Genomic DNA, 12,764 nt, shown 5'->3' on the forward strand with positions numbered 1-12,764 from the left:
GAAAAAGGAGACTAGACATGCCATATGAGATGATCAGGCCAGAACAGCTGAAATCGATGCTGGAAGGTTGGAAGGAACAAATCTACACACCGTTGTCTGAGCTGCGCGTTCAAGCATGGGTAACGCCGGAGCCTGTTCCCTTTACTGAGCGGAGGTCTGGACGAATGGTAGAACTCGCTCCTGGTGACCGATGGGGCAACTTATGGGATTGCGCATGGTTTCATTTCACCGGCCGGGCTGATGAATCCGTCAAAGGGTCGAAGATCGTACTGTTGATTGATATTAATGGAGAGCTATGCCTCGTCGACGATGATGGTTCACCCGTGCAGGGATTAACGAATATTAACTCGGAATTCGATTATTCGCTCGGCTTGCCAGGCAAGCGGGTCGTCCATGTGAACGAAAGCGCGACAGGTCAGGAAGCCATTGACCTATGGGGTGATGCGGGCTGCAATGATTTGTTCGGCCGGTACCGCAGCGGCACGTTGAAGGAAGCGGTAATCGCCGTGTGCCGCGAGGAATTAAGACAGCTGTACTACGATGGAGAAGTGCTTCTCGAGACAGCGGAGCGGCTGCCGCAGGGTTCGGCGCGGAAAATGCAAGTTTTTCAGGCGTTATATGAGGTGTCGCTGCTGCTGACTGAACTCACCGATGAGCGCGTTGCTCGTGCGAGGGAGATCCTTGGCAGACAGCTTGCGAAGCGCGGCGGCGATCCGGTGCTGACGATCAGTGCGATCGGTCATGCGCATCTCGATCTCGCTTGGCTGTGGCCGATTCGAGAAACCATTCGCAAGGGAGCGAGAACCTTCTCGACGGCGCTGCGCATGATGGAGCGTTATCCCGATTATGTATTTGGAGCAAGCCAGCCTCAGCTATACGAGTGGATGAAGCAGTATTATCCGAAGCTGTTCGAAGAGATCAAGCAGCGCGTGCGGGAGGGGCGATGGGAGCTTCAGGGCGCAATGTGGGTGGAAGCCGATACGAATGTTCCGAGCGGCGAGTCGCTTGTCCGGCAAATTTTGTACGGGAAGCGATATTTCCAGAAGGAATTCGGGCAGGAGATGAAATCGCTATGGATGCCGGATGTGTTCGGATATACGGCAAGCTTGCCGCAGCTGCTGAAGAAATCCGGCGTTGACTACATGATGACGCAGAAATTGTCTTGGAGCGTGTACAATAAACACCCCCACCACACCTTTATGTGGGAGGGAATCGATGGTTCGCAGGTGCTGATGCATATGCCGCCGGAGGATACTTACAATAGTCCGGCTGCACCGCGCTCGATTATAAAGGCGGAAACAGAGTACTTGGACAAAAACGTGTCGGAGCAATGCCTCATGCTGTTTGGTATCGGCGATGGCGGAGGCGGTCCGGGCGAGGAGCATTTGGAGAGGCTTGCCCGTGAGAAAAATTTGCTTGGCTTAAGCCCAGTGGTGCAGCAGCATTCTTCCGAATTTTTCGAGAAACTGAATCAAGACTCGGAACGGTATTCATCCTGGCGAGGAGAGTTGTATCTAGAAAAGCATCAAGGGACGTTGACGAGCCAAGCAAGAAACAAAAAGTATAACCGGAAGCTCGAGAAGGCGCTGCGAGAGCTGGAATTTGCTTCGGTATTGGCTGGTTTGACAAACGGACACCGCTATCCAGCTGAAGAGCTCGAGGAAATTTGGAAGGAAGTCCTGCTGTACCAGTTCCATGATATTTTACCAGGCTCTTCTATTAAGCGGGTGTATGACGAGTCGCTGGCGAGATACGCGATCTTGCAGGGCCGCGTTGATCAAATGATATCAGATACCTATCGTTCTGTAGCTGGCCAATTGCTGGCACAGTCAGAAGGAGAGCAGCTTGTCGTCTTCAATTCCCTGCCTTGGGAGCGGAACGAATGGCTGAAAATAGACGGGAAGTGGCAGCATGCCATTGTGCCGCCAATGGGCTATGCAATGGTAGGAGCGCTCATGCCCCAGGCCGAAGCTGAGGTAGCGGCAGCAGCAGATTCGGTGACGGTATCACCCGTTCGGGAATCGCAGGTTCCAGAGGCGCCTGTGCGCATAGAGAATGACTTGCTTGCGATTACTTTCGCGGAAGGCGGCGCCATTGCATCGATTTATGATAAGGAGCATCAGCGCGAAGTTGTAGCTATGGATGAAAGGGCCAATGAGCTTCGCGTTTATAATGACTCAGGCGATGCGTGGGATTTCCGTCAGGATTATCGCCTAACAGAAAGTCAGTTCATGCGACTAAGCGATGCTGTTGAATTTGTGGATGGTCCCTCATCAGGCGTTATTCAAAGGTATGGATTCGGAGCATCAACGCTAACGCAAAAGATCGTGTTGATGGAAGGAAGCAGAAGGATTGATTTCGTCACGAATGTCGATTGGCGGGAAACGGGCAAGATGCTGCGTACTTCGTTTCCTGTAAATGTCCGGTCTGACTCTGTGAGCTGCGAGATTCAGTTCGGTTATTTGAAACGCCCAACTCATCGCAATACGATGTGGGATTATGCGAAGGATGAAATATGCGCCCATCATTGGGTGGATTTGTCTGATCCGGATTACGGTGTAGCGCTGCTTAATGATTGTAAGTACGGTCACAGAGCGGAGGGCAGCATGCTGGATCTGAACCTGCTGCGCAGCACCACGAGTCCAGATCCAGATGCCGATCGCGCGGAGCATTCTTTCACCTATTCTCTTTTCCCGCATAAGGGAAACCATGTACAGGCGGAGATTTATAAACGCGGCTACGAGCTCAATATCCCGCTTAAGGCAGAGGCTGTATCACGCACCGAGAGTACGAGCAAGCTCGCGCCCTTGCTAAGCATTCTAAGTGCGGATCATCCGAACGTAATGGTGGAAACGGTGAAGAAGGCCGAGGACGGAAGCGATCTTATTGTACGGCTGTACGAGTCGGCCGGTACGAGCGTTAACACTGCGTTAAGTCTAGGCTTTCATATCGATGAGGCGTGGCTGGTCGATTTGATGGAAGAGAACATTCAAAGCGTGCCGGTTGCAAACGGGAAAATAGCATTATCCTTCACTCCGTTTGAGATCAAGACTTTGCGTTTGACGAATCAAGCGATGACTCTTTAGGGAAAGGAGCAAGGGCTTATGCGTTCATCTCTGCTTTTGAAGAAAATCTGGCAGCATAAAGTGTTCTACTTCTTTCTGCTGCCCGGACTCGTCTGGTTTTTCATCTTCTCTTATGTCCCGTTATTCGGCATCCAGGTCGCATTCCGCGACTATACCTTTTCGGGAGGCTTTACCGGAAGTCCTTGGGCGGGTCTGAAATATTTCCAGCAATTTTTCGATTACTACAAATTTGAGCAAATTCTCCGCAACACGATCATTATCAGCTTCATGAAGCTGTTTATCGGTTTCCCGATGCCGATCCTGCTCGCGGTTCTATTGAACGAGATACGAAGCATTAAATTTCAGAAAACAGTGCAAACGCTTTCTTACTTACCGCACTTCGTGTCCTGGATCGTCGTAGTTACCCTTATGCAGCGGCTCCTTTCTCTGCACGGGGGGCCAGTCAATGAGCTGTTAATCGCTTTAGGGATGGAGCCTGTGCAGTTCCTGTACAATACCTCCTGGTTCTATCAGGTTATTGTGGGCTCGGACATTTGGAAGAGCATCGGGTGGAACTCGATTATCTATATGGCCGCTATCGTCGGCATCGATCAACAGCTTTACGAGGCTGCGAAGATCGACGGAGCGAATCGGTTTCGGCAAATTTGGCATGTGACTTTACCGGGCGTGCGCAACATTGCGATTATTCTGTTCATTCTATCGATAGGTAGCTTGATGAGCGCTGGCTATGAGCAGCTGCTTCTCCTTAGCGGTCCGGCTACCGCAGGCATCGGAAGCGTGCTGGACGTGCATGTCATCCAATCCGGCATAAGCGAGGGACGGCTTAGCTATGCCGCGGCGGTCGGCTTGTTCCAAAGCGTCATTGGTTTGGTCCTTATTCTCGCGGTCAACCGCATTGCACGCAAGGTTAGCGATGTATCCCTCTTCTAAAGGAAGTGACGAGATGAAACGCCATTTGTCCGTATTTACGATCCTCAACTATATCTTTCTGGCTTTGGTCGGATTTTCGATGATCTATCCATTTATTTATATTTTGGCGTACTCGCTTAACGACGGGAAGGATTCCATGCTTGGCGCTTTATACTTCCTGCCCCGCAAGCTTACGCTCGACAATTATGCGGAGGTATTCGAGAATGCGAGAATTTGGCAGGCTTACAAAATCACGTTGGCCCGAACGCTGCTTGGTACTTTACTGCATGTAGGGCTAAGTACGCTTATGGCTTATGCGTTATCCAAAAAATCGCTGCCAGGAAGGTCGTTTTTCGCCTTCTATATTTTCCTGCCGACGATATTCAGCGCTGGCTTCATTCCGTTTTTCATAACGCTTCAAAAGCTGCATCTCATCAATACCTTTTGGGTGTATGTCATTCCGATGCTGTTCAATTTCATGCATATTGTCATCATACGAACCTTTCTGCAAGGCATTCCGGAAGAGCTCGAGGAATCTGCGCGTATTGACGGATACGGGGATTTTCAGATTTTTATGCGCATCATTCTGCCTCTGTCGGGTCCCGTGCTTGCCACAATCTCCTTGTTTATCGGGGTTGCCCATTGGAATGATTGGTTTACGGGAGCCTATTACGTCTCGGATAAATCCTTAATTCCCGTACAAACCTTGCTTCAGGAAATGCTTACGCAAGCGGAAGCATTGTCCTCTTCGATGCAGCGCTCAGCGCAGCAAGGCGGCCAGACGATAAGTGCAAGCGCAGGCGGATCGACGCCTGAATCGCTGCGGATGGCTCTGCTCGTCATTACCGTTTTTCCGATTCTGTGCATCTATCCGTTTTTGCAGCGGTATTTCGTCAAAGGTGTCATGATCGGATCTGTCAAAGGATAACGGTCTTCTCGAAGGACTTTATCATATTTTTCTAATTTGAGATGGAGGGGTATTATGAGGAATTTGGGGTTAAAAGGGGCAAAGCTGTTTCTTGCAGCCGTTTTACTTTCTGGCGTTCTGGCTGGCTGTGCGAACAAGGATGATGCTAATAACGAGGTAAGTGATGGTGGAGCTTCCGGCACGAAGGAAGTGACGCTGAAAGTCCTTCATAACTGGAACGGCTCCAGCGGTGCCGAAGTGGATATGACCCCGGTGGAGAAGGTGATAAAAGAGAAGACCGGCGTCACGGTAGAATGGGAATATACGACAGGCAGCGAAACGGAAAAGGTCAATGCCATCTTCGCAACTCAGGACTTGCCTGATATTTATACAGGACCTGCCTGGGGAGGAGAGCTTGACGGCATCATTAAAGCAGCCAAAGAAGACCAATTGGTCGACTTCTCAGATAAGCTGGACAAATACCCGAATTTAGCAAAATCAATTGCCAAAGAAAATGTTCCGCCTGCTTTGTACGAGAAAGGCATTGACGCATATGACGGCAAGAAATACTTGCTGCTGCAGAACCAGCCTGCTACAGATAAGGACGGTACAGACTGGTTATACGGTTTTTATGTGCGCAAGGATATTGCGGAAGCCGTCGGCGTTGATCCGCAATCGGTTAAAACGAAAGACGAGTTCTACCAATTCCTGAAAAAAATCAAGGACGCAAATCTCCAAGCCAACGGCCAGCCGGTCATACCGCTCGGCGGGTTCAGCAATGGCTGGGCTGTCGGAATCGCCAATACGATGTTTTACGGCGGTGCCGGATATGTTGACAATGGAGATGGGACAATCGAGAACAGCTTCTTCTCGAAAGGCTATGACGATTACACCTTGTACTACCGCAAGCTGCTGTCCGAGGGACTTCTTGATGCGGAAGCGTTCACCCAAACAGATCCAATCGCGAAGGAGAAAATCGTGCAAGGACGCGTCGCCATTCTTGCCGCGCACTATCCTGCCATTCTCGACGCAACGAAGGAGTATGTTAAGGCGAATCCGGGCAGCGACTTTGTACCGGTTGGACCGCTTGAACGCGCAGGCGCGGAGCCGGACCGTCCAGTCGATCTTGGAATTCAAGGCAATAACGTGACAGCGATTACAAAAGCCTGCAAAGATGTGGATGCCGCACTTCGCCTTCTTGATTATCTCGCTTCCGATGAGGGCTTCATGCTCGTTCGCTATGGCGTTCAAGGCGTCCACTGGGATATGGAGAATGGGAAGCCGACAGCGAAGAAAGAGTGGTTCGATAAATTTGCCGCAGATACGTCAGGCAAGCTGACTGCCCGCAAAAACGAAGGCCTCGAGATCGGATTCTCTTCCATGTCAGGAATGGACCGAATCAACTCGGTTGCCGGTGGCGACATTTGGCTCGATCAAGAGCGCATCGCCGCTATGGACAATGCCCGTAAAATTTTGCGCCCGAACGGCATCAAAGTGATTACCGCTTACAACCCAGGCGATGTTATCATTAAATCCGATAAATGGGAAATGTTAAAGCCTTCGATGGACAAAACAAATGATGCTTGGAAAGAAGCGGTTTATGCGAAGTCGGACGAAGCGGCATTGAAGATATTGAACGAGCTGCGCGAGCAACTGAGGAAAACCGGCTATGATGAAGCGATGAAATTTACGAACGAAAACCTAAAAGGTAAAGAAGTTGTTACGATGCAGCTGCCGAATTAACAGGTCTGCTTGGGAGGGGGGAGCCTGGCTGCTCCCCCCCCCAACTAACAACTGACGCTTACATGATGAAGATAAAGGAGATGCATATGGTGTCGCAATCGTTTAGACCCCCTTCTGTCCCTCTAATTACAGTAGATCCTTATTTTAGCGTATGGTCGGCATCGGATCATTTGTACGATGATCATACGAGACATTGGACGAATAAACGCAACAGCATGACGGGCATTATTCGGATTGACGGCAATGCCCGCGTGTTCATGGGAAAATTAGAGTTGAATGAGCATGCGAGCGGCGGACAACCGAGCGTAATGGTACAGAAAGACTTGAAGGTTGAGGCTGTGACTACCACGTATACGTTCGAAGACGATGGCGTTGAGTTGGAAGTGTTATTCACCAGCCCGCTGCTGCTGGATGATCTGGACTTGTTGTCAAGACCTGCTTCCTACATGACCTTCCGCGTTCGTTCGACAGACGGCAAGCCGCATGAAGTCAAAGTTTATATGGATATCTCTGCCGAATTATGTGTGAATACGACGGATCAAAGGGTAAGCTGGTCGCGTAAATCAATCGATGGCGGCATAGAAGCGATGTGCATAGGTACGGTAGAGCAGCCCGTTTTGGCTCGAACCGGCGATGATACGCGCATTGATTGGGGCTATGTGTATTTGGCAATTCCGCAGTCTGACAAGCAAGAAACAACGATTCATTCTTATCAGGTCAGAGAACAATTCATGAAAGACGGCCGCCTGCCGCGAGGCGATGATGAAGCGCACCCACGGTCTGCGGAGGAGCAGACGCCGGTGATGGCGGCTGTATTGGATTTCGGCCTGGTACAGGATCAGCAAGCCTCGCAATATGTGGTTGCCGCATATGACGATGTCCATTCCATCGAATATTTCGGCGAGAAGCTGGATGCTTATTGGCGGAGAAACGGGATGGGCTTTGAGGAAATGCTCGTTCTGGCTGTTGCGCAATATGACGAGATACAAGCCAAATGCGAAGCATTCAACCGAAAGCTTACGGAGGAGAGCCGTGTAGAAGGAGGGAGCCATTACAGTGACATATTATCGCTCTCCTATCGGCAGGCCATCGCGGCTCATAAGCTGGTAAACGATGAGAATGGAGAGATTTTATTTTTCTCCAAAGAAAATTTCAGCAATGGCTGCATCGCCACGGTGGATGTGAGCTATCCATCGATTCCGTTGTTTTTGCTCTATAATCCAGAGCTGGTCAAAGGGATGCTCAGGCCTATTTTCAGATATGCGGGCAGCGAAGCTTGGCGATTTCAATTCGCGCCGCATGATGTAGGCTGTTATCCAGTTGCGAACGGTCAAGTCTATGGCGAGAATGAGCTGGAGAACCAAATGCCGATTGAGGAATGCGGCAATATGCTCATCATGGCGGCAGCCGTTTGCTCTTACGAGCAGAATGCAGACTTTGCTAGAGAGCACTGGGGGCTTTTGACCAAATGGGCGGCTTACTTGAAAGAAAACGGCATGGATCCAGCCAATCAACTGTGTACGGATGATTTTGCCGGTCATTTGGCACATAACACGAACCTATCTATCAAAGCGATTAACGGGATAGGCGCATATGCGATCCTATGCAGGATGCTAGGAGAACCGGAGGGAGCCGCCTACTATGATGCTGCAAAAGAAATGGCAGCTAATTGGGTGAGCATGGCGAATGCGGACGATCACTACAAGCTGACGTTTGATAGCGCGGAGGAGAGCTGGAGTCTTAAATATAATCTCGTGTGGGACCGGCTGCTTGGACTTCACTTATTCCCGCAGCAAGTCATTGATCGAGAAAATCGGTATTACTCGGGCAAACAGAACAAATTCGGCACTCCGCTCGATAGCAGAAACAGCTATACGAAGCTCGATTGGCTCGTATGGTGTGCGTCCATGTTAAGCTCCAAAGCAGAATTCGAGCAGGCGATAGCTCCGATCTGGTATTTTATGAATGAATCGCCAAGCCGCGTTCCCCTAACCGATTGGTACGATACACGAACAGGCGAGCAGCTCAATTTTCAGAACCGTTCCGTCGTCGGCGGCCTTTTTGTCCGATTACTAAAACCAATTGCGTAATCCTATAGCGAAGGGCTTCCTGTTCGTCATCAAACATGACGGTGGAAGCCCTTTTCTTCTTACTCTTCCTTTTGAACGATCGTTTGCTCAGGTGATGCATCTGCAGTTGTTTTATCTTTTACATATTCGTCTTGGTCACTGCCCCAGACAAAATCGTAATTCGTCATATCTGGTTTGTAGGCTGCTTCTTTCTGTTTTTCTTCCATGGGCTCAGCTCCTTTCATGCTAGTGTGTGCGATGAAATGGGAAATTAGTCTAATGACGCATAAGCAATTCTCTCATCCTTCAAAAATACATTGACACCACTCGCAGAGGAGTGATAATATTCTTCTTCCAAATCATGTACGGAGGTACAAAAAGTGATTATTGTAAAGGACTTGTCCAAAGCCTATCAGGTTGCAAAGCGTTCGTCGGGCGTCAAAGAGGCAATGAAGGCATTATTCAAAAGAGAATACAAGGTTGTGGAAGCGCTTAACGATATTTCCTTTACGATTGAGCCAGGTGAGATTGTCGGCTATATCGGACCGAACGGAGCAGGGAAATCAACAACGATTAAAGTGATGAGCGGCATTCTTGTCCCGGACAGCGGTACATGTACGGTCATGGGCTTTACGCCTTGGAAGGATCGGGTACAATACGTGAAGCATATCGGAGTCGTATTCGGGCAGCGCTCACAGCTGTGGTGGGATGTTCCGGTTATCGATTCCTTCGAGCTTCTGCGCGATATCTATAAGGTGCCCGAGCAGGAGTATCAAAGTACGCTAGCACTGCTTACCGAAACGCTTGAGCTGCAGGAAATTATTCATATGCCGGTGAGGCAGCTTAGTCTAGGCCAGCGAATGCGCTGCGAAATCGCTGCATCGCTGCTGCATAGCCCAAGCGTCTTATTTCTGGATGAACCAACGATTGGCTTGGATGCAGTATCCAAAATTGCGGTGCGCCGCTTTATCCGTACGATTAATGAGGAGAAGGGTGTTACCGTCATTCTAACCACGCATGATATGAATGACATTGAAGCTCTTGCCAATCGGATTATACTTATCGGCAAGGGCAAGCTGCTCTATGACGGCAGCTTAAACGCCATTCGCAGTCAGTTCGGAACGTTAAAAACGATGACGGTCGTTTACAGCCATCATGCTGATCCGCTCAAGGTGGAAGGGGCAGTTATTGAAGCCTGGTCGCCAGAGCGAGCGGTACTAAGCGTGGACACTGCCCAGACGGTCATCAGCGAGGTGCTGATCAGCTTGTCCCAGCAAGTTGAGATTCTTGATGTTGCCATTGACACGTTGCCAATCGAAGACATGATCATTCAGCTCTATAAGGAGCATCAGCTATAATGAGAGCTTACGTATCGGTATTTAAGCTGCGATTGACGAATGGGTTGCAATACCGCACGGCAGCACTTGCCGGTGTTGCCACGCAATTTTTCTGGGGCTTTATTATTATTATGGTGTTCGAAGCGTTCTATAGCGGTACGGTAACAGAGCCGCCAATTACATTGAAACAGCTTATCACCTATGTCTGGCTGCAGCAGGCTTTCCTTGCATTTATTATGCTGTGGTTTCGCGACAATGAGCTCTTCCAGCTTATCACATCAGGCAACATCGCGTATGAGCTATGCAGACCAAGCGGTATATACGGACTATGGTACGCGAAGCTGCTGGCACAGCGTCTATCGAGCGCGCTGTTGAGAAGCTTGCCTATTCTCGCCGTGGCGCTGCTGCTGCCTGAGCCTTACCGGCTGCCGCTGCCGGCTGATCCGGCTGCTTTTATACTATTTGTGCTCGCCTTGTTACTCGGCCTATGCTTGATCGTTTCGCTTTCCATGCTCATGTACATTTCGGTGTTTGTAACGTTGTCGCCAGCGGGCTCTTTGCTTATGTTCGGCGTAATCGGAGAATTTTTGGCGGGCATGGTCATTCCCGTACCACTTATGCCGAATTGGCTGCAAAGCATCGTTTACGTGCTGCCGTTCCGCTGGACTGCCGATTTTCCGTTCCGAGTCTATTCCGGCCATATTGGAACAGGCGAAGCGCTGATAGGGATCACGATCCAGATCGTTTGGCTTGCCCTATTGATAACAATCGGGAAACTTACAATGGCCAAAGTACTACGCAACGTAGTTGTAAATGGAGGGTAAGCAGATGAAGCTGTACGGGAAATATATCGAGGTTTTATTTAAATCACAAATGCAGTACCGAACATCGTTCTGGCTGCTCGCTTTCGGCCAATTTCTCATTCCGTTCTCGGTACTCGCCGGGCTTTACTTCATGTTTGAACGCTTCGGCCAAATTAAGGGCTGGGAATTCTCTGAGGTCGCGCTGTGCTTCTCCATCATTCATATGTCATATGCTCTAAGCGAGTGTTTCGCAAGAGGGTTCGACTCTTTCTCGGCTCTCGTTGGCAATGGAGATTTCGATCGCTTCCTTGTCCGTCCCCGCAGCACCGTATTGCAAGTCCTAGGCTCTAAATTTGAATTTTCTCGAGTAGGCAAGCTCGCTCAAAGCATAGTTGTGCTCGGATGGGCCGTTAGCCAGCAATTAGCGGACTGGACGATGCTGAAAGTACTTGTTCTGCTTTTTATGATCGTGAGCGGGGTATTTATTTTTACGGGGATCTTCATACTTGCGGCAACCATGTGCTTTTGGACGGTGCAGGGGCTGGAGATTGCTAACATCTTCACCGACGGCGGACGGGAAATGGCACAATATCCGCTGAATATTTACCAGAAATGGGTGACGCGGTTTTTCACGTTCATTATTCCGTTCGGCTGCGTGAATTATTTGCCTTTGCTTTATTTGCTGGATAAGACGACGGGCAATCCGCTGCCCTACACGCTGGCACCGCTCGCTGGCATCCTTTTTATCGTTCCATGCTTGTTGGTATGGCATGTGGGAGTCCGTCATTACCGTTCAACCGGTTCATAGAAGATGACGATTTGGTTACAGCGGCAGGGAAATGCCAAGCGGTGTGGAATCCTTACCCTTAACAAAAACCACAGCAGCAAAGGGGGATCAGCAGGATGAAAGCAATAGAGGTAAGTGAGCTTGCAGCGCAGTTTTCGCTGGAGGTGCTAGCAGGCGTAGACCAGCTTGACCGAAAAATCATGAAGGCGAGGGCCTATCGTCCAGGGCTTGAATTTGTCGGTTATTTTGAATTTTTCCCGCAAGAGCATATACAGATACTAGGCAAGAAAGAAATTACCTACTTGCACAGCTTAAGCGAGAACGAACGCAATCACCATATCGGAAATATTGTCAAATACCATCCGCCATGTTTTGTCGTCACTGCAGGGCAAGAAGGATTGAAATATTTGACCAAATATTGCGACCAGGAGGGAATCCCCTTGCTGCGTACGAATGTGGCTACGGCACAGTTCCTCGGTATGCTGGACGCTTATCTTCTCAAAACGCTCGCACCTGAGATATCGATACACGGCATATGCTTAAATGTGTCCGGTATAGGCATATTGCTGCGCGGGAAGTCCGGCATAGGGAAAAGCGAAACCGCTCATACCCTCATAAGACGCGGCTCCAGACTCGTAGCGGATGATATTGTCGTACTCAAGAAGCTGAGTTCACGCACGCTGCTTGGTACCCATAACGAGAAGACCAAGGAATTTCTTGCGCTGCGAAGCATTGGGCTTATCAATGTTGTGCGATTATATGGAAGACAGGCCTTCCAGGATGAGACGAGAATCGTCCTCGATATTGAGCTTACCAAATGGCGAGACAATGAGCTCAACAATGATTTGGAGCTTGAGCCGAAATTCACGGAATATATGGGCGTCCAAATTCCGCATATCGAGATCCAGCTGCAGCCGGGTCGGGACGTCGCAGGTTTAATTGAAGCGGCTGCGAACAATTGGTATTTGAAGCAGCAGGGATACAGCGCGCTGGAAGAATTCATGAAAAGGCTGGAAGTCGAGTAAGCTAATGAAGACATGGAGCTTTGTCCATTTACGCATGATGATCATGTAAACAACTACCCATTGAGAGTCAAAACATGATACACTATGTACAGAAAAAG

10 protein-coding genes are annotated in these 12,764 nt (G+C 49.6%); 9 read left to right on the forward strand and 1 reads right to left on the reverse strand.

Going from position 1 to position 12,764, the window contains the following annotated elements; translation table 11 throughout:
* Positions 1–17 precede the first annotated feature (17 nt).
* From AB4Z29_RS12885 to AB4Z29_RS12905, 5 genes are all read left to right on the forward strand, one after another.
* Entirely contained in the window at positions 18–3,086 is a 3,069-nt protein-coding gene (locus AB4Z29_RS12885; RefSeq protein WP_441943455.1) for an alpha-mannosidase, read from the forward strand.
* 18 nt (positions 3,087–3,104) lie between these two features.
* The gene (locus AB4Z29_RS12890) at positions 3,105–4,016 is read left to right on the forward strand and encodes an ABC transporter permease (RefSeq protein ID WP_441943456.1); all 912 of its coding nucleotides are present in this window, start codon (positions 3,105–3,107) and stop codon (positions 4,014–4,016) included.
* A gap of 13 nt (positions 4,017–4,029) precedes the next feature.
* Complete coding sequence (locus AB4Z29_RS12895) at positions 4,030–4,923, forward strand: carbohydrate ABC transporter permease (RefSeq protein WP_441943457.1); 894 nt, start codon at positions 4,030–4,032, stop codon at positions 4,921–4,923.
* A 54-nt stretch (positions 4,924–4,977) separates the two neighbouring features.
* Entirely contained in the window at positions 4,978–6,645 is a 1,668-nt protein-coding gene (locus AB4Z29_RS12900; RefSeq protein ID WP_441943458.1) for an extracellular solute-binding protein, read from the forward strand.
* Between the two features lie 86 nt (positions 6,646–6,731).
* Positions 6,732–8,735, forward strand: a complete 2,004-nt coding sequence (locus tag AB4Z29_RS12905; protein ID WP_441943459.1) for a glutaminase domain-containing protein — start codon at positions 6,732–6,734, stop codon at positions 8,733–8,735.
* A 59-nt stretch (positions 8,736–8,794) separates the two neighbouring features.
* On the opposite strand, the gene AB4Z29_RS12910 is transcribed toward AB4Z29_RS12905, so the two are convergent.
* The gene (locus tag AB4Z29_RS12910) at positions 8,795–8,941 is read right to left on the reverse strand and encodes a hypothetical protein (RefSeq protein WP_441943460.1); all 147 of its coding nucleotides are present in this window, start codon (positions 8,939–8,941) and stop codon (positions 8,795–8,797) included.
* Positions 8,942–9,094: 153 nt separating this feature from the next.
* On the opposite strand from AB4Z29_RS12910, the gene AB4Z29_RS12915 reads away from it, so the two are divergent.
* From AB4Z29_RS12915 to hprK, 4 genes are all read left to right on the forward strand, one after another.
* The gene (locus AB4Z29_RS12915; RefSeq protein ID WP_441943461.1) at positions 9,095–10,072 is read left to right on the forward strand and encodes an ABC transporter ATP-binding protein; all 978 of its coding nucleotides are present in this window, start codon (positions 9,095–9,097) and stop codon (positions 10,070–10,072) included.
* Positions 10,072–10,875 carry an ABC transporter permease gene (locus AB4Z29_RS12920; protein WP_441943462.1) on the forward strand — a complete coding sequence of 268 codons (804 nt, stop codon included), beginning with the start codon at positions 10,072–10,074 and terminating at the stop codon, positions 10,873–10,875. Before AB4Z29_RS12915 ends, AB4Z29_RS12920 begins: the two co-directional genes overlap by 1 nt.
* A gap of 4 nt (positions 10,876–10,879) precedes the next feature.
* Positions 10,880–11,662, forward strand: a complete 783-nt coding sequence (locus AB4Z29_RS12925; protein WP_441943463.1) for an ABC transporter permease — start codon at positions 10,880–10,882, stop codon at positions 11,660–11,662.
* Positions 11,663–11,757: 95 nt separating this feature from the next.
* Positions 11,758–12,666: an HPr(Ser) kinase/phosphatase gene (gene hprK, locus AB4Z29_RS12930; protein WP_183563907.1), complete on the forward strand. Its 909-nt coding sequence runs from the start codon at positions 11,758–11,760 to the stop codon at positions 12,664–12,666.
* The last annotated feature ends 98 nt before the right edge of the window (positions 12,667–12,764 follow it).

This window comes from Paenibacillus sp. 2TAB23 (genome assembly GCF_052115165.1).
Taxonomy (GTDB): domain Bacteria; phylum Bacillota; class Bacilli; order Paenibacillales; family Paenibacillaceae; genus Pristimantibacillus.